Source organism: Campylobacter sp. CNRCH_2015_0338h (genome assembly GCF_025772785.1).
GTDB lineage: Bacteria > Campylobacterota > Campylobacteria > Campylobacterales > Campylobacteraceae > Campylobacter_D.
Genome location: NZ_JAKMST010000006.1, coordinates 44,141 through 69,197, shown reverse-complemented (window position 1 = coordinate 69,197; position 25,057 = coordinate 44,141). Strand labels below are relative to the sequence as shown.

General features: G+C 28.8%; 31 protein-coding genes and 1 tRNA gene. 11 read left to right on the top strand and 21 right to left on the bottom strand.

Going from position 1 to position 25,057, the window contains the following annotated elements; genetic code table 11:
* Positions 1-70: 70 nt before the first annotated feature.
* From L8X30_RS05545 to L8X30_RS05525, 5 genes are read left to right on the top strand one after another with little or no spacing between them, the layout of a single operon-like run.
* Positions 71-319, top strand: coding sequence for an RNA-binding S4 domain-containing protein (locus L8X30_RS05545; RefSeq protein WP_039618276.1), 249 nt, complete (start codon positions 71-73; stop codon positions 317-319).
* A complete protein-coding gene (gene tsaE, locus L8X30_RS05540; RefSeq protein ID WP_263679408.1) occupies positions 316-723 on the top strand; it encodes a tRNA (adenosine(37)-N6)-threonylcarbamoyltransferase complex ATPase subunit type 1 TsaE in 408 nt (135 codons plus the stop codon). The genes L8X30_RS05545 and tsaE overlap by 4 nt, the downstream gene beginning before the upstream one ends.
* Positions 716-1,441: an LPS export ABC transporter ATP-binding protein gene (lptB, locus tag L8X30_RS05535; protein ID WP_039618272.1), complete on the top strand. Its 726-nt coding sequence runs from the start codon at positions 716-718 to the stop codon at positions 1,439-1,441. The genes tsaE and lptB overlap by 8 nt, the downstream gene beginning before the upstream one ends.
* On the top strand, positions 1,441-2,688 hold the full coding sequence (locus L8X30_RS05530; RefSeq protein WP_039641436.1) for an RNA polymerase factor sigma-54: 1,248 nt from the start codon (positions 1,441-1,443) through the stop codon (positions 2,686-2,688). The genes lptB and L8X30_RS05530 overlap by 1 nt, the downstream gene beginning before the upstream one ends.
* A 6-nt stretch (positions 2,689-2,694) precedes the next feature.
* The gene (locus L8X30_RS05525) at positions 2,695-3,312 is read left to right on the top strand and encodes a YggS family pyridoxal phosphate-dependent enzyme (RefSeq protein WP_263675273.1); all 618 of its coding nucleotides are present in this window, start codon (positions 2,695-2,697) and stop codon (positions 3,310-3,312) included.
* Here the strand turns inward: L8X30_RS05525 and murG are convergent.
* The 9 genes from murG to L8X30_RS05480 form a co-directional block, all read right to left on the bottom strand.
* Positions 3,305-4,336, bottom strand: coding sequence for an undecaprenyldiphospho-muramoylpentapeptide beta-N-acetylglucosaminyltransferase (gene murG, locus L8X30_RS05520; RefSeq protein WP_263679406.1), 1,032 nt, complete (start codon positions 4,334-4,336; stop codon positions 3,305-3,307). The genes L8X30_RS05525 and murG overlap by 8 nt on opposite strands.
* The gene (cysE, locus tag L8X30_RS05515; RefSeq protein ID WP_263679405.1) at positions 4,333-4,938 is read right to left on the bottom strand and encodes a serine O-acetyltransferase; all 606 of its coding nucleotides are present in this window, start codon (positions 4,936-4,938) and stop codon (positions 4,333-4,335) included. Before cysE ends, murG begins: the two co-directional genes overlap by 4 nt.
* Positions 4,935-6,764, bottom strand: a complete 1,830-nt coding sequence (speA, locus tag L8X30_RS05510) for a biosynthetic arginine decarboxylase (protein WP_263679404.1) — start codon at positions 6,762-6,764, stop codon at positions 4,935-4,937. The genes cysE and speA overlap by 4 nt, the downstream gene beginning before the upstream one ends.
* Positions 6,761-7,987: a histidine--tRNA ligase gene (gene hisS, locus L8X30_RS05505; protein WP_263679403.1), complete on the bottom strand. Its 1,227-nt coding sequence runs from the start codon at positions 7,985-7,987 to the stop codon at positions 6,761-6,763. Before hisS ends, speA begins: the two co-directional genes overlap by 4 nt.
* Entirely contained in the window at positions 7,980-8,564 is a 585-nt protein-coding gene (tmk, locus tag L8X30_RS05500; RefSeq protein ID WP_263679402.1) for a dTMP kinase, read from the bottom strand. The genes hisS and tmk overlap by 8 nt, the downstream gene beginning before the upstream one ends.
* Positions 8,555-9,037 carry a pantetheine-phosphate adenylyltransferase gene (coaD, locus tag L8X30_RS05495; protein WP_263679401.1) on the bottom strand — a complete coding sequence of 161 codons (483 nt, stop codon included), beginning with the start codon at positions 9,035-9,037 and terminating at the stop codon, positions 8,555-8,557. The genes tmk and coaD overlap by 10 nt, the downstream gene beginning before the upstream one ends.
* Positions 9,034-9,612: a UbiX family flavin prenyltransferase gene (locus L8X30_RS05490; RefSeq protein ID WP_263679399.1), complete on the bottom strand. Its 579-nt coding sequence runs from the start codon at positions 9,610-9,612 to the stop codon at positions 9,034-9,036. Before L8X30_RS05490 ends, coaD begins: the two co-directional genes overlap by 4 nt.
* Entirely contained in the window at positions 9,609-10,277 is a 669-nt protein-coding gene (gene flgA, locus L8X30_RS05485) for a flagellar basal body P-ring formation chaperone FlgA (protein WP_087700599.1), read from the bottom strand. The genes L8X30_RS05490 and flgA overlap by 4 nt, the downstream gene beginning before the upstream one ends.
* 71 nt (positions 10,278-10,348) lie before the next feature.
* A tRNA-Gly gene (locus tag L8X30_RS05480) sits at positions 10,349-10,423 on the bottom strand.
* 107 nt (positions 10,424-10,530) lie between these two features.
* Between L8X30_RS05480 and L8X30_RS05475 the strand changes: the two genes are divergently transcribed.
* Positions 10,531-10,827, top strand: coding sequence for an invasion antigen C (locus L8X30_RS05475; RefSeq protein ID WP_039668370.1), 297 nt, complete (start codon positions 10,531-10,533; stop codon positions 10,825-10,827).
* 30 nt (positions 10,828-10,857) lie between these two features.
* On the opposite strand, the gene L8X30_RS05470 is transcribed toward L8X30_RS05475, so the two are convergent.
* Positions 10,858-12,018 carry a molybdopterin molybdotransferase MoeA gene (locus L8X30_RS05470; protein WP_263679398.1) on the bottom strand — a complete coding sequence of 387 codons (1,161 nt, stop codon included), beginning with the start codon at positions 12,016-12,018 and terminating at the stop codon, positions 10,858-10,860.
* A complete protein-coding gene (gene murA / locus L8X30_RS05465) occupies positions 12,015-13,271 on the bottom strand; it encodes a UDP-N-acetylglucosamine 1-carboxyvinyltransferase (protein WP_263679397.1) in 1,257 nt (418 codons plus the stop codon). Before murA ends, L8X30_RS05470 begins: the two co-directional genes overlap by 4 nt.
* A gap of 85 nt (positions 13,272-13,356) precedes the next feature.
* Here murA and L8X30_RS05460 point away from each other — a divergent pair, with 85 nt between their 5' ends.
* On the top strand, positions 13,357-14,214 hold the full coding sequence (locus tag L8X30_RS05460) for a DMT family transporter (protein WP_263679396.1): 858 nt from the start codon (positions 13,357-13,359) through the stop codon (positions 14,212-14,214).
* A 2-nt stretch (positions 14,215-14,216) separates the two neighbouring features.
* Here the strand turns inward: L8X30_RS05460 and L8X30_RS05455 are convergent, their stop codons facing one another.
* From L8X30_RS05455 to L8X30_RS05445, 3 genes are read right to left on the bottom strand one after another with little or no spacing between them, the layout of a single operon-like run.
* A complete protein-coding gene (locus tag L8X30_RS05455; protein WP_263663333.1) occupies positions 14,217-14,585 on the bottom strand; it encodes a hypothetical protein in 369 nt (122 codons plus the stop codon).
* 45 nt (positions 14,586-14,630) lie between these two features.
* Positions 14,631-15,698, bottom strand: coding sequence for a tyrosine-type recombinase/integrase (locus L8X30_RS05450; protein WP_263679395.1), 1,068 nt, complete (start codon positions 15,696-15,698; stop codon positions 14,631-14,633).
* Positions 15,698-16,381 carry an aspartate/glutamate racemase family protein gene (locus tag L8X30_RS05445; RefSeq protein WP_263679394.1) on the bottom strand — a complete coding sequence of 228 codons (684 nt, stop codon included), beginning with the start codon at positions 16,379-16,381 and terminating at the stop codon, positions 15,698-15,700. The genes L8X30_RS05450 and L8X30_RS05445 overlap by 1 nt, the downstream gene beginning before the upstream one ends.
* A gap of 94 nt (positions 16,382-16,475) precedes the next feature.
* Between L8X30_RS05445 and L8X30_RS05440 the strand changes: the two genes are divergently transcribed.
* Positions 16,476-16,673, top strand: coding sequence for a molybdenum cofactor biosynthesis protein (locus L8X30_RS05440; RefSeq protein WP_263679393.1), 198 nt, complete (start codon positions 16,476-16,478; stop codon positions 16,671-16,673).
* Between the two features lie 421 nt (positions 16,674-17,094).
* Here the strand turns inward: L8X30_RS05440 and L8X30_RS05435 are convergent, their stop codons facing one another.
* A complete protein-coding gene (locus tag L8X30_RS05435; RefSeq protein ID WP_263679392.1) occupies positions 17,095-17,586 on the bottom strand; it encodes a SixA phosphatase family protein in 492 nt (163 codons plus the stop codon).
* Positions 17,583-18,113 (bottom strand): rhomboid family intramembrane serine protease, encoded by a 531-nt coding sequence (locus L8X30_RS05430; RefSeq protein WP_263679391.1) that lies wholly within the window; start codon positions 18,111-18,113, stop codon positions 17,583-17,585. Before L8X30_RS05430 ends, L8X30_RS05435 begins: the two co-directional genes overlap by 4 nt.
* A gap of 114 nt (positions 18,114-18,227) precedes the next feature.
* Between L8X30_RS05430 and L8X30_RS05425 the strand changes: the two genes are divergently transcribed.
* Positions 18,228-18,638, top strand: a complete 411-nt coding sequence (locus L8X30_RS05425; RefSeq protein WP_263663340.1) for a PepSY-like domain-containing protein — start codon at positions 18,228-18,230, stop codon at positions 18,636-18,638.
* Positions 18,639-18,642: 4 nt separating this feature from the next.
* Here L8X30_RS05425 and L8X30_RS05420 read toward each other — a convergent pair whose 3' ends face one another.
* Together L8X30_RS05420 and ybeY are read right to left on the bottom strand one after the other, a co-directional pair.
* Positions 18,643-19,611, bottom strand: coding sequence for a DUF3298 and DUF4163 domain-containing protein (locus tag L8X30_RS05420; RefSeq protein WP_263679390.1), 969 nt, complete (start codon positions 19,609-19,611; stop codon positions 18,643-18,645).
* On the bottom strand, positions 19,612-20,025 hold the full coding sequence (ybeY, locus tag L8X30_RS05415) for an rRNA maturation RNase YbeY (protein ID WP_263679389.1): 414 nt from the start codon (positions 20,023-20,025) through the stop codon (positions 19,612-19,614).
* Positions 20,026-20,077: 52 nt separating this feature from the next.
* Between ybeY and queC the strand changes: the two genes are divergently transcribed.
* Both queC and L8X30_RS05405 read left to right on the top strand, forming a co-directional pair.
* Entirely contained in the window at positions 20,078-20,743 is a 666-nt protein-coding gene (gene queC, locus L8X30_RS05410) for a 7-cyano-7-deazaguanine synthase QueC (protein ID WP_263679388.1), read from the top strand.
* A gap of 62 nt (positions 20,744-20,805) precedes the next feature.
* Positions 20,806-21,378: a YceI family protein gene (locus tag L8X30_RS05405; RefSeq protein WP_263663344.1), complete on the top strand. Its 573-nt coding sequence runs from the start codon at positions 20,806-20,808 to the stop codon at positions 21,376-21,378.
* A gap of 43 nt (positions 21,379-21,421) precedes the next feature.
* Here L8X30_RS05405 and L8X30_RS05400 read toward each other — a convergent pair whose 3' ends face one another.
* The 3 genes from L8X30_RS05400 to metG all read right to left on the bottom strand — a co-directional run bounded on the left by L8X30_RS05400 (position 21,422) and on the right by metG (position 25,056).
* Positions 21,422-22,165 (bottom strand): substrate-binding domain-containing protein, encoded by a 744-nt coding sequence (locus L8X30_RS05400; protein WP_263679387.1) that lies wholly within the window; start codon positions 22,163-22,165, stop codon positions 21,422-21,424.
* Positions 22,166-22,227: 62 nt separating this feature from the next.
* Positions 22,228-23,169 (bottom strand): hypothetical protein, encoded by a 942-nt coding sequence (locus L8X30_RS05395; protein WP_263679386.1) that lies wholly within the window; start codon positions 23,167-23,169, stop codon positions 22,228-22,230.
* Positions 23,170-25,056, bottom strand: coding sequence for a methionine--tRNA ligase (gene metG, locus L8X30_RS05390; RefSeq protein ID WP_263679385.1), 1,887 nt, complete (start codon positions 25,054-25,056; stop codon positions 23,170-23,172).
* Between the last annotated feature and the right edge of the window lies 1 nt (position 25,057).

Here is a 25,057-nt window from a genome sequence, read left to right as displayed (position 1 = left end):
TAGCTTAATATAATGTAAAATATTTAGACATTTTATAACATTTTCTTGTATTTTTTGATAAAATATTTTTATGAGAATAGATAAGTTTTTAAATGTAGTTAATATTACTAAGCGTCGTGCTATTTCAGAGGATATGTGCAAAAGTGGCGTAGTGAGTATAAACAATCAAGTGGTTAAAGCTAGTAAAGAAGTAAAAATTGGCGATGAAATAAGCATTAAATTTATAGAATATACCAATATTTATAAAGTTTTAGACATACCAACAACCAAAAGCATACCAAAAGCTATGCAAGAAAAATATGTGGTAAAAATTCAATGAAAGAAATGATTTTAAGTCAAAATGAGCTTTATAAGCTTTGTGAAATTTTACCTAAAAATGGAGTTATTTTACTTCAAGGGGATTTAGCAAGCGGTAAAACTACTTTGGTTCAAAATTATGCTCAATTTCTTGGAATAGAAAAAACACTTAATTCTCCTACATTTTCTATCATGCAAGCATATGATTTTCAACAAGGTAAAATGTATCATTATGATATTTATCAAGAAGGTTTTGATGGACTTTTAAAAAATGGTTTGATTGAAAATTTTTTTGAAGAGGGTTTGCATTTGGTAGAGTGGGGTGATGAAAAATTAAAAAAATACTTAGATAAATATCAAATTTTTAATATAATTTTACAAATCATTCCTTATGAAAATAAAAGAAAGTATATAGTACATGAGTAAGCTAGAAGCTAGAAATTTAGAAAAAATCATTAAAAAAACTAAAATCATACACGATGTTTCACTAGAAGTACAAAGCGGGGAAGTAGTAGGACTTTTAGGGCCTAATGGAGCGGGAAAAACCACAAGTTTTTATATGATATGTGGACTTATTTTACCAACAAGTGGACAAGTGTTTTTAGACTCACAAGATATCACAAAAGAACCGCTTAATAAAAGAGCAAAACTTGGCATTGGGTATTTACCTCAAGAAAGTAGTGTTTTTAAAGACTTAAGCGTAGAAGAAAATTTACTTTTAGCCGCCCAAGTAATATATAAGGATAAAAATTTATTAGAACAAAAGATAGAGCAAATGCTAGAATTACTTAGTATAGAACCTATTAGACATAGAAAAGGTATGAGTTTAAGTGGGGGTGAAAGAAGGCGTTGTGAAATCGCAAGATCGCTTATGTGTGATCCTAAATTTTTACTTCTTGATGAACCATTTGCTGGGGTTGATCCTATCGCAGTGAGTGAAATTCAAAGCTTGATTAATGACTTAAAAGCTATGAATATAGGTGTTTTAATCACCGATCATAATGTAAGAGAAACTCTAGCAATTTGCGATAGAGCTTATGTGATTAGAAGTGGAAGGTTGCTAGCTAGTGGCAATGCTAATGAAATTGCGCATAACGAAGATGTTAAAAAATACTATCTTGGAAGTGAGTTTAGACTTGAATAATGCTTAAACAAAAAACCTCTATAACACAAAAAGCAAAACTATCACAAACCTTAAGATCTTGGCTTCCTATATTGCAAGCTAACATTGAAGATCTAAAAGAAAGCTTAGATGAATTTGCTAAAGAAAATCCTTTTATAGAGATCAAAGAAAACTCAAGTATTACAAACAATCAAAACAAGTATTATCAAGAATATTTTAGTAAAAATACCACCACGCAAATGATTGATGCAAAAAGCTTGGAAGTAAAAAATGTGTATGAACTTTTAAGCGAGCAAATCATACCACCATTTTTTCCTACTAAAAAATCCCAAACCATTGCCGAAAAAATCATAGAATGTTTAAATCATGAAGGTTATTTTGAGTATGATGAGGAAATTTTAGGTGAATTTGATCCTTTAGAAGTAGAAAAAATCAGGCAAAGATTTAAATACCTTGATCCCGTTGGAGTAGGGGCAAAAGACAATCAGGAGGCTTTTATTTTTGCATTAGAGCATTTTGACTTAGATGATGAGCTTTATGAGTTTTGCAAAATGCTAATTTTAAATTTAGAAAATGCAAAAGATTTTATCAAAGATCCTTTGTATAAAAAGGCTATAGCGATAATTAAAAAAATCTCTATTCCGCCTTTTTTAGAGTATTTTGAAGAGAGCATGGAAATCATTCCTGATATATTTATTTATCAAGAAAATGGTGAAATTAAAATTAAAATCAATGATGATTATTACCCTGAAATTGCCTTTGAAGCAGATGGCTTAGATCATGAGTTTTTAAGTGCTTATTTAAAAGATGCTAAAAATTTAATCGATGCATTAGCTATGCGTAAAGCTACCCTTTATAAACTAGGGCTTATGATTATAGAATATCAATATGATTTTTTCATGGGCGGAGATATTAAACCTATGCAGCTTAAAGACTTAGCACAAGATCTTGAAAGAAATGCTTCTACCATCTCAAGGGCAATTGCAAATAAATACTTAAGTTGTGATAGAGGTTTAATACCCTTAAAGTCTTTCTTTACCACCGCAGTTGATGATGGTGAAACTTCTAATGCAACTATTAAAGATTTTCTTAGTAATTTAATTAAAAAAGAAAATCCTAAAAAACCTTTGAGTGATTTGAAAATTCTTGAACTCACTCAAAAAGAATTCCCAAGTGTGCAACTAGGGCGCAGAACTATCACTAAATATCGTATGCAACTTGGTATAGGAAGCTCAAGTGAGCGTAAAAAATTATATGAATTAATGTAGGAAAAGATGAATTTAGAAAGTATTTTTGAAAAAACCATAAAACAAAATGTGCGTTTAGTAGCAGCTAGCAAGTATGTTCAAGATGAACAAATTCGAGAGCTTTTTAAGCAAGGTGTTGTAGAGTTTGGAGAAAATCAAGTCCAAGCTTTAGCTTTAAAAAAAGAAAAACTTCAAGATTTAGAAATCAAGTGGCATTTTATAGGTAATCTTCAAAGTAATAAAATCAACCTTTTAATCAAACAAAACCCGTTACTTTGGCAATCTTGCAATGGCTTAAAAAGTGCCAAAGCTGTAGATAAAAGACTTGATTATAAATTAGATACTTTATTAGAAATAAATACTGCCAATGAAAGTTCTAAAAGTGGCATAGAGCAAAATAAGGCCATAGAAGAGTATTTGCAAATACAAGAAGAGTGTAAAAATTTAAACCTTATAGGTATTATGTGTATAGGTTCTATGGATGAGGAAAAAGTTCAAGAAAGTTTTGAGCAAACTTTTAAAATCTATGAAAATTTACAAAAACACGGGGCAAAAATTTGCTCTATGGGCATGAGCGGGGATTTTGAGTTAGCTATAAAATGTGGCTCAAATATGGTGCGTTTAGGGAGTATTTTATTTAAATAAACCCCATTTGTTTTGCTTTTTCTATCATAAAATCTGCACCATTTTCACTTTTTAATTCTTGCAAGGCTAAAGATTTTTCTTCTAGTGAGAAATTTTCTACCAAATTTAAAAATTGATGTTTTTCTTCTTGGGTTAAAATTTCACATAAATTACGCTCTTTTAAATACAAAGCATTAAAATACTGATGATTTTTAGCCGCATATGGATAAGGAATAAAAATACAAGGAAGTAAATTTGCACTAAGCTCAAAAAGACTACTTGCACCTGATCTTGATATGGCTAAATCTGCTTTAGAAATTTTATCTATAATGTTTTTATCAAAGTCAAAAAGCTCTACATTGACATTTAAATCCTCATAAGCTTTTTTACATCTTTCATAATCATTCTTACCACATTGGTGAATGATATTTATGCCTTTTTCTTTAAAGTATAAAGCATTTTCTAAGGCAAGATCGTTTATAAATTTAGCCCCTTGAGATCCACCAAGAAAAATAATATTTTTTAATTCTTTTCTCACTCTTGCTTTTTGTGAAAAAATTTCACTAATAGGATAAGGACAAAAGAAAGTATTTGCTTTATTAACTTGATCATCAAAAGCAGTAAAAAAAGCTTTAGAAAAAGGCTTTAAAAGTGAATTTAAACTTCCCATTTTTGAATTTTGCTCATGGATTAAAAGCGGGATATTTGCCATTAAAGCACCAAAAGCACCTGGAGCACTGCTATATCCACCCACGCTAAAAACTACTTTAATATTATGTTCTTTTAAAATTTGTTTTGTTTTTCTTGCAAGTTTTACAATATGCAAAAACGATTGAACCTTAGCTAAGCCTTTTTTATTAACAACGCCTTGAGAACTTAGAAAGTATTTTTTATAAAAGCCATTTTCATTTTCAAACCAAAGTCTATCTTGGCCATTTTCACTTCCTATATAAATACATTCTACACCTTGTTTTCTTGCACTTTGCAATAAACATCTAGCTATAGCTAAATGTCCTCCTGTGCCTCCACCTGTAATTGCTATCATTTATCCTCTTTATTTAGCTTTTCTTCCAAAATAGCAAGTCTTGCTTCTAATTTAGCGATTTTTTCTTCATAACCAATCTTACCATGTTCTTTAATATAAGCAGGTATGCCAATAGCTGTTAAATTTGACCCAACATCTTTTAATACAACTGCATTTGAGCCTATTTTTGCATTTTTACCTATGGTAATATTGCCTAAAATTTTAGCACCAGAACCTATGATCACGCCATCTTCTATAGTAGGGTGTCTTTTGGTATTTTTATCTAAACTCGTTCCACCCAAAGTAACACCTTGATAAATCAAAACATCATCACCTATAATAGAAGTCTCACCAATCACAACCCCACTTGCATGATCTATAAATATCCTTCTACCTAAATGTGCCCCAGGGTGTAAATCAACTCCAGTAAGAAACTGAGAAATTCCACTAATAATCCTTGCTATTTTTTTAAAACCTTTTTGGTAAAAAAAATGCGCAAAGCGATAATTTACCACAGCCCAAACACCAGGATAATTAAAAACTAATTCCACGCAAGATCTATATGCAGGATCTTTTTGCTTTGGCATAGAAAAATCTTCTTTGATTAGTTTAAAAATATTCATTTAGAACCTATGCTTTTTAAATATCCATTATCATTTAAGAATAAATAAATTTCACCCAAAATATGCTTTTTTTGATTTTCATTAACAAGTTTTGAAGCATAAATTTTTTCATTAATATTATCCATAATTGCATGAATATCATAATCAAGATCTTCTAAGGTATCTAAAATAGATTGAGCCTCTAGTACGCTTTCTACTTCAAAACCCTTTTCATTAATACTTATACAAGCTTCGGTTGGATGTGTAAAAAGATTATGCTTCATACCAAGGACTTCTTGATAAGCTCCCACTAGGAAAAATCCTAAAAAATAATCTTCAGCTTCTACATCAATATCATGTAAAAACAAAGGATTATCTTTAGAATAAGAAATTTCTCCATCACTATCACAAGTTATATCCCATATACTTGCACTTCTAGTTGGCTTTTTGTTGAGTCTATCAAGTGGCATGATAGGGAAATTTTGCTTCAAGCCCCAAAAATCAGGTAAAGACTGAAATACTGAAAAATTCACTAAATATTTTTCTTGTACTTCATTTTGCAAACTCGACAAATCAGCTTGATCACCCACTAAAGAAATAGCTTTTCTCATAATCAAATGCACTAAAATTTCACTATTAGAGCGATCTTGTAAATCTACATAACCCAAATCAAACAAGGTTAAAATACTCTCCATATGATCAATACTATCATGTAAATACTCAAGTGCATTAGAGGCTTTAATGTTTTTATACAAATCATAAAGTTCATCAATAAGTTTTGGATTTTTATCTTTTAATAAAAGTTTGCTTTCTGTGTATTCTTGAGAAAAAAGCTCTAAAACAGGCGCTACTAAAACAGCATGATTAGCCGCTACAAAACGCCCGCTTTCTATAAAAATATCAGGCTCTAAATCTTTTTTTTGCTCTGCAATGCTTTTTAAAATAAACACAACATCGTTTGCATACTCACTTAATGTGTAATTTCTGCTTGTTTCGTTTTTAAACTGAGAGTATTCTACTGCTAAACCTCCGCCAAGATTAATAGCTTTTAAATTTTTTGCACCCATTTTTCTAAGCTCAGTGTAGATATTGCCCGCTTCATTTAAAGCTTTTTTCAAAGGATGAATTTCAGTAATTTGTGAGCCTAAATGAAAATGTATCATAGTAAATTGATCTAAAAGCTTATTAGCTTTTAGAAGATTTACCGCTTCAATAAGCTCAGTAGATGTTAAACCAAATTTTGAATTTATACCACCACTTTTTGCCCAAATTCCTACTCCAGCTGAATGCAAGCGCACCCTTAAGCCTATATTTGGCTTTGGTTTAAAACGATTTTTAGCAATTTCAATCATTGCTTCAAGCTCATTAAGCCCTTCCATAGTTAAAGTGATATTATGACCCATTTCACACGCTATAAAGCCCATATTTATGAGTTCTTTATCTTTAAAACCATTGACTGTTATAGGAGCGCCTTCATTATTATAAGCCATAGCTAGTAAAAGTTCGGCCTTGCTTCCTGCTTCTAAACCATAGTTATATTCTTTACCTAGATTAACTAAATTTTTTACAAAACCTGGGTATTGATTGACTTTTAAAGGATACACAGCATTAAAAGAACCTTTATAGTTAAATTCTTTTTTTGCTTTGGCAAATTTATTATAAATTTGCTCAATTTGCTTATGGATTAAATGGGGAAAACGGAGCAATAATGGTCCCTTATAGCCATCATCACGCAAAGTATTTACTATATCTATAATGGCAGGTTTTTTACCATGATTTACACATACTTTGCCATTTTCGATGATAAAATTATTCGCACCCCAAATATTAATACCATAATCAATCATAACTCATTCTCCAAATTTGCTAATTTTATATTTTTAGTATCTTTATTTTCTAAATTTTTATAAAAAATCTCTTCTTTTTCCATTTCATCTTCACCTATACACAAAAAGATTTTAGCATTAGCATTATCTGCTTGGTTTAAATGCTTTGCAAGTTTTTTTGCTTCATAACTTAAATGCACTTTATGTTTTTTTCTTAAAGTATTTGCTAATTTAAAAATAGTATCTATATAAGCTTCATCCATAGCACAAAGATAAATTCCTTCTCTTGATTTTACGCTTTGTTTTTGCTCTAAAATAGCCATAATCCTTTCTATACCCATAGCAAAACCCACGCCATAACCACTTTTGCCATCTAAGTATTCAATCAATCTATCATATCTTCCACCACCTGCCACAGCAGCCTTTGCACCGATTTCATCGCTAACAAACTCAAATGCACTTTTAGAATAATAATCAAGCCCGCGCACTAATTTCTCATCACATTCAAACTCAACATCATTTTCTTTTAAAAGTTTTTGTAATTTTTCATAATCTTTTTTACAACATGGGCATAAATTTTCACTTAGTTTTGGCGCATTTTCGATTAAACTTTGACAATGATCATTTTTACAATCAAGCACTCTAATAGGGTTTAAATCTTTTCTTCTTAAACAATCCTCACAAAAACCTTCTTTAGAATTTAAAAAAGCTATGAGTTTTTCTTTATATACACCCATACATTCTTTACAGCCTAAAGAATTAATTTTCAAACTTGTATGAATTTCTAAGCGTTTAAAAATTTCATTTAGCATTAAAATAATACTCGCATCCTCATACACACTTGCTATACCAAAGCTTTCTACACCAAATTGATGAAATTCACGCAATCTTCCTTTTTGTGGTCTTTCATAGCGAAACATAGAACCATGGTAAAACCATCTTTTAACACTTTGAGCCTTATCCATTTTAGCTTCTATGTATGATCTTACCACTCCAGCTGTCCCTTCAGGCCTCAAACACACATCATTGCCTGCTTTATCAACAAATTCATACATTTCTTTGCCAACTATATCAGAGCTTTCCCCAACACTTCTTTTAAAAAGCTTAGTAAGTTCTAAATGCGGACAATTAATAAAAGTAAAACCATAGTTTTTAACTACTTCTTCACAAGTTTTAACTACTTTTTCATAAAGAACAGCTTGGTCATCTTGTAAATCTTTCATTCCTTTTAAAGCATTAATCATCTATAAATTCCTTAATCTTTTCATGTAAATTTTCAATACTCAAAGAAGCATCTAATTTTAAAATTTTTATATCTATTTTAGTTTTTAAAAACTCTAAAGTTTCTTCTAAAGCTTTTTGTATATTTAAAAAATACTCAATCCCTCTTTTTTCAATACTATCTAGATCTTTTTTAGAAAGTCTTTGCTCAATAAGCTCTTTAGAACCATGCAAAAATACAACCTTTTGTGGAAAAAGTCCACCTGTGGCAAAAGAATTTAACTCAAATAAAATATTTTGATCAAAATCACATCTTGCATAAGCCATATTAGAGATAAAACTACGATCTGAAATGATAAATTTATTTTTATTTTGCGCTAAATGCATGTCGATTAAATTTGCTCTATCTGCTAAAAAAAGCAAAAGCTCAGCCTTTTTAGAAAATTGTATTTTACTTTCTAATAAAATTTTTCTCAAATGCACCCCAAGCTCACTTCCACCTGGTTCTTTAGTAAAAAATGCATTATGAAAATATTTTTTCAAAAGCTCTATTTGCGTGCTTTTACCCACACAATCAACCCCTTCAAAAGCTATATACAATCTTTCTCCTTTAATAAAGATATAATTTCTTTTGGCACAAGCTTACTCACATCGCCATTATGCATACAAATTGATCTTACTATAGAGCTTGAAATAAAAGAATTTTTTAAATTTGGCATAAGATATATAGTTTCAAAATCTTCCCAAAGCATGTGATTTGCATAACCAAGTTGTAATTCATACTCAAAATCACTCACCGCTCTTAAGCCTCTTATAATGATATTTATTTGCAAATTTTTAGCAAGATCTACTAGTAAGTTATCAAAAGTTGTAATTTTAACATTTTTTAAGTCTTTTGTAGCAATTTTTACCATTTTTTCTCTATGTTCTAAGCTAAACATAGGCTTTTTACTCTCACTTTTAGCTATGGCAACGATTACTTCTTCAAACATCTTACTAGCTCGAACGATAACATCTAAATGTCCATTAGTGATAGGATCAAATGTCCCTGGGTATATACAACTAGCCATCATTGCCACCTTTGGTATAAATTATGCTCAATATTTGCTAGATCAAGCCATTTTCCTATGATAAATTCATATAATTTTTCTAAATTATCAATCTTAGCATAACTTGCCATTACAGGAGGAGCGATGATAACTCCATAGCTAGAAAGTTTAGTCATTTGTTCTAAATTTAAAGTAGAATAGGGCATTTCCCTTACTCCAAGTATGAGTTTTTTGCGTTCTTTTAAAGCCACTCCTGCAGCTCTTGTAAGTAAAGTATCATTTATACCACAAGTAATTTTTGCTAAAGTGTTAATAGAGCAAGGTGTGATAAAAGTCGTTTCTATGCCGAAAGATCCACTTGCAACGCATTGACTAATATCTTCATTATCTAAAAAATTTACATGTTCAAGTTCAAATTTATCTTTTACGTGTTGCAAAAAGTCTATATTTTCTAAAAGAGAATTTTCTTTTGCAAAGCTTATTTTTGCATTTTTACTTATAATGGCATAAATTTGCCCTTTTTCTTTTAAATGTTTTAACAATAAAAAACCAAGTTCACAAGAACTAGCCCCGCTAATACCTACTAAAATTTTTCTCATTTTAGCTCCACATAATTTTTACTAATGACTTTACCATGCACGACTTTTCCATCTTTATTTTTAAGGCGAATTCTTTGGTTTAAATTCCCGCTTTGCAAGGCTTTTAATTCTATTATCATGCTTAAATCCCCATCTTTGATAACCCCATAAACAGAATCATTTCTTTGTATAAGGGTTTTGGTTTTAAACATATTATATTTTAAAATCATATTTTCTCTTATATTGCTTTTGGCTATTAAATTTGCGATTTCATCTTTTTTTAATACACCTTGAGGAGCTTTATCAAAAGGAATTTTTAAAATTTTAAAACTAGCAGGACTTAAATTTTCATTGCGCGCAATAGGGCGTGTGGTTTGTAAAACTTCTAATTTTGCCTTTAAAAAATACTTAAAAAATATATTTTTTTTAAACTGCTCTGGAGTTTTAAATTCAGCCTTTACAAAACCATCTGCTCTATCAAAATTATGATTACCCAGCTTTAAAAAAATATATTGATTAAAATCAGCAGGCAAACTTGATTGAGTGTTAAGATCTAAAGAAATGATTTCTAGTTGCGGATAATTTGTCTTAAATTCTTTAATCAAAGCTAATTTTACTTCATCAAAATTTGAAGCAAAACTTAAAGTATAGAAAAATAAAACTAGAATGATTTGCTTAAAAAACAATACAGCGACCTTTTATAAAAATATATTAATCGTATAATACATTAAAAAAGTTTGATTTTAGTTAAAAGAAGTGGAGCGGGAAACGAGATTCGAACTCGCGACCCCAACCTTGGCAAGGTTGTGCTCTACCCCTGAGCTATTCCCGCATTTTGAAAGTAGAGTGTGATTTTATCAAAACTTTATTTTATTGTCAAGTTTTTAAAATTAAGGAATGTTTTTTGCTTATAGTTATTAAATTTTAAAAGGAGTTCTCATGCAAGTAAATGATAAAAATAGTCCGCTAGCCCTAAATAATATGACAAAAATCAAAGAAAAAAACACATCTTCAGATGAATTTCAAGCTACACTTAATGCACTTAAAGACAAAGAAGAAAAAGAGTATAAAAAAGATAGCAACAATGCTTTTAGTAATACAGATTTAAATATAGGTTCGATTTCTAAAGATTATAGCGTATATGCTTGGGAGAAATTACGCCAAAGCAAATACCAAAAAAATGAAGAAAATATCTTAAATAATCTTTTTAAAACCTTAGATAAAGCAAGAAGTTAATCATTCAAAATAGGGTAGTGTAATACCCTATTAAATTTTTAAAACTTTAACTTCTTGATCTTTTGCTAATTTTGTATCATCAATTTGCGTGATTAAAATATGCGTGTTTTCACATAAAGGTTTTAGCATACCTGAGCCAAATTTAGCTTCACTTGGTTTAAAATACCCATCGACTAATTTTCCAAAAGCAAAATCATTTCTTTGGCCTTTGAAATTTAAATCTTTAGTCAATCTTGCTTTATCAAATTCCAAAAGTTCTTTACCATAAAGTAAATTGAGTATATTTTTTGCAAAAATATGCGTTGAAACTAAAGAAGCTAAAGGATTTCCTGGTAGAGCTAGAAAAAGCATATCGCTTTTGCTAAAAAGTTTTACATGCTTACAAAGTTTAGCATTGATTTTTTCAAAAATAGGGCTAAAATCACACTCAAGCAAAGCTTGTTTGATAAAATCAGCCTCACCCACGCTAGCCCCACCACTGCTTATAAGCATATCAAATTCTTTATTTTTTAAAAGCTTTTTATATGCATTTAAATCATCTTTTATAAGTCCTAAATACTCAACATCAGCATAATCTTGCAAAATAGCATAAATTCCAAAAGCATTTGCATTATATATGCTGTATTCATCAGCATTTTCCCAAGGTTCTACAAGCTCATCTCCACTTGAAAAAATCCCAACACGCATTTTTTTAACGACTTTTAGCTCATAAATTCCTTGAGCAGCAAGCATAGCTATCATACCTGAGGTGATTTTTTGTCCCTTTTTAAACAAAAGCTCTCCAAGCTTTGCTTCCTCGCCTTTAAAACGGATGGCATTGTTTTCTTTAGCGTTTTTAGCATTGAGCTTTTCATCTTCAAGCAAAGCTTCTTCAAACATTAAAATAGTATTTGCATTTTGAGGAATTTTAGCTCCTGTCATAATCTTATAGCATTCATTTTTTTCTATAATATAATCATTTTTATCGCCTGCTAAAATGCTTCCTTTTATTTCTAGTAATTCATTCTTATGTGTATAATTTAATGCATAACCATCTAGGGCAGAATTATCAAAAGCGGGTAGGTTTTTTTTCACAAAAATATCTTCATATAAAATACACCCCAAAGCCTGTGTCAAATTTACTTTTTGAAATTCATTTTTTGCTTTGATTTGTTCTTTTAAAAAATCTAAAGTTGCAAAAATATCTCTCATTCTTCAAGCCTTCTTATACTTGCGCCTAGTTTTTTAAATTTTTCTTCTAAATTTTCATACCCTCTATCAAGATGATAAATTCTATGAATTTTACTTGTGCCTTTAGCTGCTAAAGCCGCTAAAATCAAAGCAGAAGATGCACGCAAATCAGTAGCCATAACATCAGCTCCCAAAAGCTCTTTAGTACCATTTATAGTAGCAATATGCCCGTTTAATCTTATATCAGCTCCCATTCTTAAAAGCTCACTTACATGCATAAAACGATTTTCAAATAATCTCTCATCGATAATACTTGTGCCATTTGCTTTTAAAGCTAAAGCCATAAATTGTGCTTGCATATCCGTTGGAAAGCCTGGATATTCGCTAGTTAAAATTTCAACTGGTTTGATTTCTTTGGCAGGATTTATACTAATACTATCTTCATTAATATCAAAGCTAAAGCCCATTTGCTCTAGCTTTGCCAAAACTGCGCTAAGATGGCTCGCATTGACTTTTTTTAGAGTAATTTTTGAGTTAGTGATAGCTCCTGCACACAGATAAGTTCCTGCTTCAATGCGATCAGGAATGATTTCAAAAGGTTTAAATTCTAAAAGCTCTCCACTTGTGCCATAAATTTCAAGCTCAGAAGATCCTATGCCTTGTATATCAAGCCCAGCTCTAGCTAAAACCTCACAAAGTTGCACTACTTCAGGCTCTTTAGCAACATTTAAAAGTCTAGTTTTACCATGAGCTAAGGTTGCTGCCATGATGATATTTTCACTACCTGTAACAGTGATTTTATCAAACATCACATCAGCACCCTTAAGCTTTCCGCTAGCTACCACATAACCTTGCTTGATCTCAATATTAGCTCCCATTTTTTCTAAAGCTAAAAGGTGTAAATCAATAGGACGTTGGCCTATAGCACAACCTCCCGGTAAAGAAACTTCGCAATTTCCAAATCTAGCTAGTAAAGGTCCTAAGGTAAGTATAGAAGCTCGCATTTTACGCACGATGTCGTATTTTGCTATGGTTTTATTTAAATGTTTTGTATTTATTTTTGCAAAATTGTCTTTAAAAGTATAATTTGCTCCTAAATTTTCAAGCAAAGAAAGTAGGGTACAAATATCTGCTACATTTGGTAAATTTGAAATTTGCACTTCATTTTTAGCTAAAATACTTGAAGCTATCAAAGGAAGTGCTGCATTTTTTGCACCGCTTATTATCACTTCTCCATTTAATTTTTCAACACCATCAATCTCTAAATAAGTCATTAATTTTCCTTAAAATATATACATAATGATATAATAATATTTTACTACAAATATTATATAAATTAATAAGACTAAAAGGTATTTTTTGGGAGTTTTTCTAGTCATACTTGGTGGGATATTTTGGGCCATAAGTGGGGTTTTGGCTGAGTATTTGTTTAAAAATCATTATTCTGCTGAATGGGTGAGTTTTTATCGTTTGCTTTTTACAGGCATTATTTTAATAATTTTGGGTGCAAAAAATTTCAAATTAAAACTACTAAAGCAAAAACAAGAACTTAGCTCTCTTTTGATTTTTTCTATCTTTGGTTTATTGATAACTCAATATGGTTATTTTAAGGCTATTTATTATACCGATGCAGGAACCGCCACGATGATACAATACAACGCACCATTAATCATAATGCTTTTTATGTGTTTTAAAAACAAAATTTTACCTAAAAAAATAGAACTAATCGCTTTATTTTTAATACTTTTTGCCTTATTTTTACTTATAACAAATGGAGATATTAACAACTTAAAACTTGATATAAGAGGTGTTATTTGGGCTTTTTTTGGAGCTCTTGGAGTAGCGTTTTATTCTTTGAGTGCTAGGCTTATTATAGCAAAATATGGCTTATTTTTAATCATGGGTTTGGCTAGTTTATTTGCTTCTTTTTTGCTTTTTGTATTATTACAAGGAAATATCCCAAAATATGATTTTTCTTTAAATTCCTTTTTGGCTATGAGCGCGATTGTATTTATAGGCACAATAGGGGCTTTTTGTTTATACTTAAAAGGAGTTGAATTAATAGGAGCTTTTAAAGCTAGTATGATAGCTTGTATAGAACCTGTGGCTGCTGCTTTTATGAGTTTTTTATTTTTAGGAACTATTTATAGTGTGATTGATCTTTTTGCTTTTGCTTTGATCATTCTTAGTGTGTTTTTAAATGCTAAAAAACATTAAAATCATTGTATACTTTGCATAGCTTGAGAAAGTATTTGCATGATTTGGCCATATATACTTTGCATTTGTGCATTTAAACTTTGAATTTGAGAATTAATCATTTGAGCTTTTTGCGGATCTTGACTTGATTGTAATTTTGCATTTAATTCTGCAATTTTAGCTTGTATCTTAGCTAACTCGCTATAAAGCTTGCTTAATTGATCTTCAGATTCACTGTTATTTTGATTATCTTTAACACTTTTTTCAAGCTCTTTCACACCTTGTGTAAACTTAAATTCTATAAAATTCTTATTCTCTTTACTTTCTTTTTCTTCTTTTTGAGTGTTTAAAATATAAGGATTAATTTTACTAGCATAATCATTTATTTGCATGATATATCCTTTCTTTAAGGATATATCGGATTTTTTTATAAAAATTTAAGTTCTATCGTGAAGTTTTTTAGCTACTTCTGCAGCCAATTTTAACTTTTCATTGTCAAAGTGTGTGTAAATTCTTGAAGTATTTAAACTTGCATGGCCTAGTGCTTCTTGGACTAAAACTAAATCTTTTTGTTTTTTATAAAGTAGGGTAGCAAAAGTGTGTCTTAGCATATGTGCTCCGTTTTTTTGCTTGCGAATTCCTGCTTTAAATAAAATTTGTTCTACTATACGCGAAACATAAGCTTGGGTTAGGGCTTTGCCATTGCGATTGACAAATAAAAGTCCATCACAAGAAAGATAATTTACTCTTACATCTTTTAAAAGATGTTCTATAAGCTCTTTTTTAATCATCACAACGCGGTATTTATTACCTTTAGCTCTAATACGTATGATATAAAGATCATTTTCTTCGCTAATATCTTTTAATTTTATATTAATAGCCTCGCTAACCCTAATTCCTGTAAAAATGATGATTTTAATAATCAAACGATTGCGTATAGTGTTGCTTTTAAAATCTGTATTATCAATAGCATCTAAAAATTTACTCACTTCATCTTCGTTCATATATTCAGGCAGTTTAACTCCTTTAGAACCACTTATACCTGCCCAATTTCTAAGATTAATATCAAAAATATGCGCTTTTTGATCTTCTTCATTTTGTTTATCTAAAAATGCAAAAAAATTAATCACAGCTATGCGATAATTTTTCTTACTCGCATCAGATAAAGAAGCACTAATACTTGCTAAAATTTCGACTAAAAGCTCTTCATCGATTTGTTTTAGTGAATAAAGCTTATAAAATAACAAATACTCATAAAGTTTTTTCAAAGGATTAAAATACGTATTTACACCGCTAAGTCCTGCATTTCTTGCTTTTTTTACATAAGCATCAAGCTCTTGTATATTTTTAACACCCTTACTTAAGGCTAAATTTACTACAGCCAAAGCTTGAGGGTCTTTTAATTCCTTATTTGATAAAGAATTAAGCTTAAATTTCACATATCTACAAAGCCAAAATAAAAAGGACTTTTCAAAATTTTTTTCACAATCTAGAGGATATTTCATCACTCATTCTCCAAGGCTTTCAAAGTAGCCATTTTTGCATGAATATATGCGCTATCAAATAGCTTTTTAGAGCTTTCTTTTACAATTAAACCAAGTTCAGTACAACCCAAAATTACTCCTTGAACCTCTGGAAATTGAGCAATCAAATCATCTAGATATTTTTTTGAGTCTTTATTTATAATACCTTTGCAAAGCTCATTAAAAATAATATCATTAAGCTTTAAAATATCATCATTTTTGGGAATAAAAACTTCGATCTTTGAATTAATTAAAAGTTGTTTATAAAAATCTTCTTGCATAGTGTATTTTGTCCCTAACAACAATACTTTATTTATATTTTGCTCTTGAAGCTCTAAAAGCATAGCTTTAGCTATATGTAAGATAGGAATTTGAATGTTTTTTTGTATATTTTCATAACATTTATGCATAGTATTAGTACAAATTAATATAAAATCAACTCCGCATTTTTGCAAAAGTAGGGCATGTTGGGTTAAAATTTCACTTGCTTTTTGCCAATCATTCTTGCGTTGACATTCTTCTATTTCTTCAAAATCAACGCTAGTTAAAACTATCTTAGCGCTGTGTAATTTTCCCAATTTTTCATTTGTTAATTTATTGATTATTTCATAATAGCTAAGTGTGCTTTCATAACTCATTCCACCTATTAAACCTATGGTTTTCAAACTTTTTTTCCTTTAAAATTAATATAAAAATTATAAAAAAATCTTACTTAAAAAATATCAAGCTATAATTATAAAAACAAAATAGGGTGATAATATGTTTTTTAAGAAAAAAACCGCGCAAAAGCAAGCAAACCAAAGCAATACCTCAAAACAAAATAATACTTCAAATGACTTTGCACAAGAAAAAAGACTTTATGAATTTAGAGAAAATATGAAAAAACTTAGCAAAGATGAAAATAGTGCCAAACTTTTAGCAAGACAACTTTCAAGATTAATCCAAAAATCCAAATAAAACCAAAAATTCCATACAAGCTAAACTTTTATATTTATTTTCCTTTTTACTCATCATTTTAGCTTTTTTAGTCTATAAAAATATTTTAACTTAAACTTAATATATATGTAAAATTATATGATAAATAGTAAAATATTGAAATTATATATATTTTGTATTGAAAACTATAATTTTCAAACTTTTATATTTATCTGTTCTTTCATAAGTAAAATGTATTTTAAAACACATATAATATAGTATTTTAAAGCATTTTAATTTTTGAGTGAAAATAACTTATCCATAAAAAAATAAGTATAATTTTTTGAAAAATATTATAAGTTATTTTATGTAACTATGAAAGACTAAAGATGTATATTTTTTATTTCAACTAAATTTTAGTTTGTATTTTTGCTTAAATAAAATTGAAGTTTAAAAATGTAGATTAGTTATTTTCTTGACTTTTAGGATAATCAAAAAACACAACTTCCCCACTGTGTTCTTTTATATCTTTAAATTCTTTTATATCAAATTGCATACATAAAATAGCAGAAGTTGGAAAGTTTTCTAAATCTATATGAGCTAAATATTCACAAAGTTCTTGCAATAAAGGATTATGCATAATTAGCACTACCCTACTCTCTTTTAATTCTTTTATAAAATTTAATACATCTTCTAAATTACCATCATAAAAGTTTTTTTCTATCTTGATATCTTTTTCTTTTAAAGAAAAACTTTTGCAGAGTTTTTGCGCTGTTTTTATACAACGCCTAGCAGGACTTGAAAAGATACTTTGGGCTTTAAATTCTAAATCTTTAATCCTATAAATCATAGTTTTTAGATCATCTTTTCCACTAGAACTAAGCTCTCGTTGTAAATCTTGTTCGTAGTTTTCTTTTTGAGCCTTAGCATGACGGATAAAATAGATATATTTCATTTTATAACCTTAAATTTACCCAAAAGATATCCGCATATAAAGCCAAAAATATGTGCATACCAAGCTATATTTACACCCATAAAAATAGGTACAAAACTCATTAATAATATAGCTATGATAAGTCCTTTAGTGGCGGTTTTATCCAAATATGCATAATATCCCATTAAAACACATATGGCACCACTTGCGCCCACTACGTTTACAAAACTACCATCAAAGCTTAAATACATATAAAAAACACTAAGCAAAGAGCAAAGAATTCCGCCAATTAAGTAAAGCAAAGCAAATTTAAAGCTTTTTAAGTATTTTTCCAGCATAGAGCCAAATTGAAAAAGCACTATCATATTTAAAATCAAATGAGGCCAATTTCCATGCATAAACATTGAGCTTAGAATTTGCCAGTAAAATCCTTGAAAGAAAAATAAATTTAAACCTAAAATAGCATCTAAATTTAAAGATCCAAAATAAAGATAATTCACAAAGACAAATATCACAATATTTAAAGCAATTAGAAAAGAAGCTATCATTACCCTACTTTGTATTTTTAATAATTATAACAAAAAGCTATTTAAATTCTAGCTTACACATAAAATTCACACTAATAAGATACAATATCGTCAAAAAATAAAATAAGGTTAAAAATGAAAAAACTAGCTTTTGCTTTTTTGATCACTCTAAATACCCTTAATGCAGGTATAGTTATAGCACCTGATTCTTTACCGGTAAATATCAAACAATTTATCAAAGATTATTTTAATGCAGAAATAGGCCTAGTAGAACAAGATGGTTATTCTTATGAGATTTATTTAAGCGATGGAAGTGAGATTGAATTTTCACTTAATGGAGAATTTAAAGAGGCTGAAAATTTTAGCTCGTTAAATTATGCGATTTTACCTTTAACAATACAAAATACCATCAAAAATATCTACCCTAATACAGCAATCATAGAAATAGAAAGAAAAATTTCTTATTATAAAATCAAACTAAACAATCAAATGAAGCTTTACATAGACGATAATGGAACAATTTTAAGACAAAAATTTGATGATTAAATGCTTATTTGATTTTACTCAAATAAGCAAGTTTTGAATTTTTCTTCCAAAAAGGTTTTAATTCATCAAAACTTATAAAAACTTCAACTGCTCCTGTTGAATACGGAGCTACCTCATAAGGTTCCCATATAAAATTTAATCCATCTTTTCTTACTTCAAAAATTTCACTCATTTTAAGTTCTTTAATATCAAATAATTCATTTTCACTGTATAAACTTAAAATCTTTTGCTTAATCATATTCTGAAAATCTTCACTTTCTATTTTTAACTCATTTTTTATATTTATAAGTTTCATATCATCAATACTATAAGTTTTTCTTAAAAAATTAGTCATACCATGAGCACCACCTTTATATTCATAAATATTTTTTCCTAAAGAGATAATATGCTCATCTTGGTAAAACATATAAGCTTGAGAAAAAAACTCATTATTAGAAATGTTTTCTTTACTCCATTTTTCAAAGCTTTCTTTTGCTTTTTGTTTTAATGAATTTTTATCTAAATTCTCATTAAAATCATCAATAATTTTATTTAATTTTTCATTTTTACTTGTTAATTTTAAAATATCTTCACTAAAGTCAAATTCTATAGTTTTATTAGCATCTAGTTGTTTTTGTTCTTTAAGTGATAGCTGATTAATCATCGTATTTGTCTTGCTGGCTAAAAAACTAAATTCTTTTTTTACTTCATCTATTTTACATAAAGCATCAAATTTATTTTTATGCATATCTTTTAAAACGCAAGTTCCAAAATCTGCTATATCTATATAATACTCATCATTCTTAGCACTACCCCAAAAACTGTATTGTTTTTGTTTTGTTTGGACAAAACCATAACTAGTGTTACTTTTAATGGAACTATATAAGTGAATATCAAATTCCTTTCCTTTTAAAATATTTAATGTAAATGTATTTTCATTATATGCATATAAACTCACATATAAACCTAAATTTAATATTATTTTTTTAATCATTCAATCCCCTTCTTGTGTTCTTATAATTAAACTTTTTGGTAGTTTAAAATACTCAATCCATTCTTGTTCTTTTTGTCTCATTTGTCCTTGATCTACCTCATGATCATAACCTTGCAAATGAAGCATAGCATGTATAAAAAGCAATGCCATTTCTTCTTCATTGCTGTGTTTATATTCCATTGCTTTTTTACTTACTTCATCTAAATTTATCACAATACTACCAAGCAAATTTTCACAATTTTGCACTAAAGGAAAAGACAAAACATCTGTAGTTTTATCTACTCCTCTTTGGTTAAGATTAATTTCATGCATGGTTTTTTCATCTACCAAAACAAGTTCTATATTTTGATCACTCATTTTTTGAGCAATTTTTTCAAGAAAAGAAATATCTATTTCTTCTTCGCAAAAAATCATTATTATCCTTTTGATTTTATAATTTCAAATTATATCAAAATTAAGGAAAAGTATGAAAAAAGCTCTTTGTATTATAAGTGGTGGTATGGATAGTACTTTATGTGCATATTTAGCCAAAAAAGAAGGATATGAAATCATTGCTTTGCATTTTGATTACAATCAACGCACCATGCTTAAAGAAAGAGAATGTTTTAATAAAATTTGTGAAAAACTTAACATAAAAACAAAATATATTTTAGATGTTTCATTTATAGCAAATATTGGTGGTAATTCTTTAACGGATTTAAATTTAGAAATTCCTAAAGAAAAGCTACACGAAAAAGAAGTTCCAAATACTTATGTTCCTTTTAGAAATGGCATTTTTTTATCTATTGCAGGAGCCATAGCTGAAAAAGAAAAATGCGAAAGTATTTTCATAGGAGTAGTGCAAGAAGATAGCAGTGGTTATCCTGATTGTAGTGCAAATTTCATACAAAAAGCAAGTGAGTTTATCAATGAAGGCACAACAAAAACTTGTAATGTTACAATTAAAACCCCATTAGTTCATCTAAGCAAAGGACAAATAGTTGAATTAGCCTTAAAAGAAAAGGTAGCCTTAGAATACACTTGGTCTTGCTATGAAAGAGAAGATAAAGCTTGTGGTAAATGTGATAGTTGTTTATTAAGATTAAAAGGCTTTAAAGAAGCCCATATGAAAGATTTTATAGAGTACATTTAAAATTTACTTTCATTTTATTTTTGTTTGTATAATAGATTTTACAAATTAAAAAAGGAGAATTAATGAAAAAAATACTACTTGGTTCATTTTTAGCTGCTTCAATTTTAGCAAGCAATGCTTTAAGTAAAGAATTTATTCTAGATAAAGCTCATACAAATGTAGCTTTTAAAATCAAGCATTTACAAATTAGTAATGTAAATGGAAATTTTAAAGACTATGATGCAGTGGTTGATTTTGATAGTACTAAATTTGAATTTAATAAACTTCAAGCAAATGTAAAAGTTGCTTCTATAAATACTGAAAATAAAGCAAGAGATGCCCATTTACAACAAGATGATTTTTTCAAAGCAAAAACTCACCCAAACATCACTTTTACTATGAGCAAATATGAAAAAATTTCTAATGAAAAAGGTAAGATGTATGGCTCTTTAAATATTGCTGGTGTAAGTAAAGATATTGTTTTAGATACTGAAATTGGTGGGGTTATTAAAACAGATAGTGGTAAAGAAAAGGCGGGATTTACTTTACAAGGACAAATTAAAAGAAGTGATTTTAAATTTGCTCCAGATACTTCTAGTTTGACACTTAGTGATGAAGTGCAAATTAATATAGAAGCAGAAATTAACGAAAAATAATTTAAAAAGCATTTTACAATAAAGTAAAATGCTTTAACTTAATTTATTTAGCTAACCAACCTTCTTTTTCCCATACTTTTTGCGCTTCTTTGCTTTGTGTAAATTCTATAAATTCAGTTACTTTTGGATTTTTTAAACCTTTTTGTGTTGGTGCTATTTCAGCAGCTCTATAAATAATTGAGTTTTTATCTGCTTTTATAAATTTATTTTCTTTCTCACCAACTGCTTTAATCCAATGTGTCCAAATGATTAAAGCATCGATATTTGGATTATTTTTCCACTCATCAACTGCTGCTTTTGAATTCTTAGCATACACTTTGATGTTTTTTCTAAGTTTTTCTAGGTTTTCGATTTTTCCTGTTTTTAAAGCCATATCTTCATACAAGCCAACCTGCCCTGCTCCATCAACTACCATAACATTAACACCATCTTTTAAAAGGTCTTCAAATTTTTTAATTTTTTTAGGGTTATTAGCTCTTACTATCATACCTGATCCTCTAGCATTTAAAACCTGAACATCTTGTATTTTGATTTGTTTTGACATAGCTTTAACAAATCCATCCATCATAGATGTGTTACCAGAATAAATGATATCAGCATCCATTTTGGCTTGTTTGATCCATTTAGGTGTTGGCCCTGCATTAACGATAACTTTTTCTCCGCTTTTTGCCTCAAATTGTTTAGCAAGTTCTTTTAAAACAGGAGCTGGACCGCCTGGGCCATAAACTAAAATTTCAGCATTCAATGCAGCTGCAGCAAATAAACTTAAAAATAAAAATTTTTTCATATTTTTTCCTTTAAATTAATAAAATAAAATTAGAAATATAGCTTTTTAAAGTATATATTTTTTTAATCAAATAAATTAATATTTTTTTCATAGACAAAAAAACATTCTAAAAAGTCTTCTATGTTTTCTTTTATCAAGCAATATCTAAAGTCAAGAAAATTTTTTAATTCTTTTAAATTTGTATAAGAAAAATCACAAAATAAAGAATTTTTTAATGCGGTTTTAAAACCCTTAGTGTCTTGAAGTTTTTGTGCTATAAAGTCAAAATCCTCATCATTTTCCACGAGTAAAATCACCCTAGAGCTACCTCCAAAAACACAAATTTCATTTTTTGAGTTTAAAAAATAGGCTTTAAAAAGTTCTAATTTTTTATCATTAAAACTAAAGGGTAATTTTTGACTTTCTATAAATTCAATAAAACTAGCAAAAATATCTGCATAAAAAAATGCAAATTTTAAATCTTTAAAATACAAATTTTTACAAAGTAAGCTCGTTTGAAATAAAGATTTTGAGCCTAAAATTTCATATTTACAAGCTTTTAAGGTATGAAAATTTGATTTTAATTTTAAAATAAATTTTTCATCATCAGAACAAAAGAAAGTTTTTTCTTTAGAATTTTTTAAAAGATCAAAATCTAATAAAATATTTGAATTTAAGACTTTAAAATTAAAGGCTTTTGCAAATTTTAATTCTACATGATTGCAATATATAAATTCATAAGATTTTTCTTCACATAAAAATCTAAAAAGCCTAAAAATAGCTTCTTCAAGATCATCAACTTGAAGATAAAACACATCTTTATCTTCAAGATTTAATTTCTCCTCGCTTACTATAACATAAGCTCCAAGTTTTATAGCAAAACTAGCTTGTTCATTATTCTTAGCAAAAAATACACTTGCTTGTTTGACTTTGTTTAAATCTATACTAAAATCATAAACACTAGAAGTTGCTCCATAGTTTAAAACTTGAGCATTAATAAGCTCAATAAAATTAGAAATATTCATTTAGCCTATTAAAGCTCCATTTTCGATAAAGCTTTGTGGGCTAATTAAAACTAATTTACCATTTTTTTCTGCACTTAAAATCATACCTTGGCTTTCATGGCCAAAAATTTTAGCTTTTTTTAGATTGGTAATGACACAAACTTGCTTGCCTATTAACTCACTAGCTTTATAAAATTTAGCAATACCCGAAAGCACTTGTCTTAGTTCGCCATTTTCAAGTTCAAGTTGAAATTTTAAAAGCTTTTCACTGCCTTCTATATTTTGACAATCTTTTACTAGTGCTACTTTAATTTCAATTTTTTTAAAATCATCAATTTTAATTTGAGCTAAACTTGGCTTCTCTTCTACTTTTTCTTCTTTTTTGTTTTCTTGTGTTAATTCAACTTTTGGAAATAAAGCTTCACATGCACTTGATTTTAAATCGCATAATTGATTATTTAAAATTAGTTTTTGATAGTTTTCGTTTGAAATTTCAAAATTTAAAGCTTTGGCGATTTTTAAAGCTGTTTTTGGCATAGCAGCTGAAAGTAAAATAGTAACTTTTGTTAAAATATTAGCACATAAAGCTACTAAGGCATTAGCTTTTTGCATTTGATCATTTTTAATTAAATTCCAAGGCTCATACTTACTAATACTTAAATTTGCTAAAGATAAAGCCTTAAAAAGTTCTTCTAAACAGCGATTTGGCTGGATATTTTCTAAAGCATTGATTGCATTATCTAAATACTCTTTACATTCATTTAATTCTTGATTAAAATACAAATTCACATCTTTGCAATCAATAATATTTTGAGAATACTTAGCACTCATACCGATAATTCTATTTAATAAATTTCCAAGCTCATTGCTTAATTCTGCATTGATTCTAGTGATTAATGCTTTTTGTGAAAAATCCCCATCATTGCCAAAAGGAACTTCTCTGAGTAAAAAATATCTTAAAGCTTCTAAACCAAAAGTATCTGCTACTTCTTTAGGTGCTACTACATTGCCTTTAGATTTGCTCATTTTTTCACCATCTTTGGTCCACCAGCCATGCGCTGCTACAAATTTAGGCAAAGGGAGTTCTAAACTCATCAAAAACGCAGGCCAATACACTGCATGAAAACGCAAGATATCTTTACCTACAAAATGAATATGAGCAGGCCATAGATCCATATTTTTATCATCAAGTCCATAACCCAAAGCACTCACATAATTCATCAAAGCATCAAGCCAAACATATACCACATGTTTTTCATCATTTAGTTCTTTTGGAAGCTTTATACCCCATTCAAAACTCGTTCTTGTAATAGAAAGATCTTTTAAACCACTTTCTACAAAGTGGATTAATTCATTAGCCTTATTTTTAGGTAAAATCGGCTCTTTTTCTTTATACCATTTAAGAATTTGATCTTGATATTTAGAAAGCTTGAAAAAATAACTTTCTTCTTTTAAAAGCTGTGTTTTTTTACCACAATCTGGACAATGACACTCATTTACAAGCTGAGTTTGGGTAAAATAACTCTCACAAGAAACACAATAAAAGCCTTCATAAGTTCCTTTATAAATATCACCTTTATCAAACATTTTTTTAAATGCTTTTTGTACGCTTAACTTGTGATTTTCATCTGTAGTTCTGATGAAATAATCATAAGAAATCTCAAACTCATCCCAAAGTTTTTTAAATTTAGCACTAATTTCGTCTGCATATTCTTTAGGGGTAAAATTTCTAGCACTAGCAGCTTGCTCTATCTTTTGACCATGTTCATCTGTACCTGTTAAAAAGAATGTTTTTTCTCCTTGCAAGCGATAAAATCTAGCCAAAGTATCTGCTATAATCGTAGTGTAAGCATGACCAATATGAGCCACATCATTTACATAATATATCGGAGTAGTAATATAACGCATT

What these genes read in the sequence shown, in the direction of transcription:
- L8X30_RS05545 (WP_039618276.1), top strand. Translation starts at nt 71, where the DNA reads ATGAGAATAGATAAGTTTTTAAATGTAGTTAATATTACTAAGCGTCGT.
- tsaE (WP_263679408.1), top strand. Translation starts at nt 316, where the DNA reads ATGAAAGAAATGATTTTAAGTCAAAATGAGCTTTATAAGCTTTGTGAA.
- lptB (WP_039618272.1), top strand. Translation starts at nt 716, where the DNA reads ATGAGTAAGCTAGAAGCTAGAAATTTAGAAAAAATCATTAAAAAAACT.
- L8X30_RS05530 (WP_039641436.1), top strand. Translation starts at nt 1,441, where the DNA reads ATGCTTAAACAAAAAACCTCTATAACACAAAAAGCAAAACTATCACAA.
- L8X30_RS05525 (WP_263675273.1), top strand. Translation starts at nt 2,695, where the DNA reads ATGAATTTAGAAAGTATTTTTGAAAAAACCATAAAACAAAATGTGCGT.
- murG (WP_263679406.1), bottom strand. Translation starts at nt 4,336, where the DNA reads ATGATAGCAATTACAGGTGGAGGCACAGGAGGACATTTAGCTATAGCT.
- cysE (WP_263679405.1), bottom strand. Translation starts at nt 4,938, where the DNA reads ATGAATATTTTTAAACTAATCAAAGAAGATTTTTCTATGCCAAAGCAA.
- speA (WP_263679404.1), bottom strand. Translation starts at nt 6,764, where the DNA reads ATGATTGATTATGGTATTAATATTTGGGGTGCGAATAATTTTATCATC.
- hisS (WP_263679403.1), bottom strand. Translation starts at nt 7,987, where the DNA reads ATGATTAATGCTTTAAAAGGAATGAAAGATTTACAAGATGACCAAGCT.
- coaD (WP_263679401.1), bottom strand. Translation starts at nt 9,037, where the DNA reads ATGATGGCTAGTTGTATATACCCAGGGACATTTGATCCTATCACTAAT.
- L8X30_RS05490 (WP_263679399.1), bottom strand. Translation starts at nt 9,612, where the DNA reads ATGAGAAAAATTTTAGTAGGTATTAGCGGGGCTAGTTCTTGTGAACTT.
- L8X30_RS05475 (WP_039668370.1), top strand. Translation starts at nt 10,531, where the DNA reads ATGCAAGTAAATGATAAAAATAGTCCGCTAGCCCTAAATAATATGACA.
- L8X30_RS05470 (WP_263679398.1), bottom strand. Translation starts at nt 12,018, where the DNA reads ATGAGAGATATTTTTGCAACTTTAGATTTTTTAAAAGAACAAATCAAA.
- murA (WP_263679397.1), bottom strand. Translation starts at nt 13,271, where the DNA reads ATGACTTATTTAGAGATTGATGGTGTTGAAAAATTAAATGGAGAAGTG.
- L8X30_RS05455 (WP_263663333.1), bottom strand. Translation starts at nt 14,585, where the DNA reads ATGCAAATAAATGATTATGCTAGTAAAATTAATCCTTATATTTTAAAC.
- L8X30_RS05450 (WP_263679395.1), bottom strand. Translation starts at nt 15,698, where the DNA reads ATGAAATATCCTCTAGATTGTGAAAAAAATTTTGAAAAGTCCTTTTTA.
- L8X30_RS05440 (WP_263679393.1), top strand. Translation starts at nt 16,476, where the DNA reads ATGTTTTTTAAGAAAAAAACCGCGCAAAAGCAAGCAAACCAAAGCAAT.
- L8X30_RS05435 (WP_263679392.1), bottom strand. Translation starts at nt 17,586, where the DNA reads ATGAAATATATCTATTTTATCCGTCATGCTAAGGCTCAAAAAGAAAAC.
- L8X30_RS05430 (WP_263679391.1), bottom strand. Translation starts at nt 18,113, where the DNA reads ATGATAGCTTCTTTTCTAATTGCTTTAAATATTGTGATATTTGTCTTT.
- L8X30_RS05425 (WP_263663340.1), top strand. Translation starts at nt 18,228, where the DNA reads ATGAAAAAACTAGCTTTTGCTTTTTTGATCACTCTAAATACCCTTAAT.
- L8X30_RS05420 (WP_263679390.1), bottom strand. Translation starts at nt 19,611, where the DNA reads ATGATTAAAAAAATAATATTAAATTTAGGTTTATATGTGAGTTTATAT.
- ybeY (WP_263679389.1), bottom strand. Translation starts at nt 20,025, where the DNA reads ATGATTTTTTGCGAAGAAGAAATAGATATTTCTTTTCTTGAAAAAATT.
- queC (WP_263679388.1), top strand. Translation starts at nt 20,078, where the DNA reads ATGAAAAAAGCTCTTTGTATTATAAGTGGTGGTATGGATAGTACTTTA.
- L8X30_RS05405 (WP_263663344.1), top strand. Translation starts at nt 20,806, where the DNA reads ATGAAAAAAATACTACTTGGTTCATTTTTAGCTGCTTCAATTTTAGCA.
- L8X30_RS05400 (WP_263679387.1), bottom strand. Translation starts at nt 22,165, where the DNA reads ATGAAAAAATTTTTATTTTTAAGTTTATTTGCTGCAGCTGCATTGAAT.
- L8X30_RS05395 (WP_263679386.1), bottom strand. Translation starts at nt 23,169, where the DNA reads ATGAATATTTCTAATTTTATTGAGCTTATTAATGCTCAAGTTTTAAAC.
- metG (WP_263679385.1), bottom strand. Translation starts at nt 25,056, where the DNA reads ATGCGTTATATTACTACTCCGATATATTATGTAAATGATGTGGCTCAT.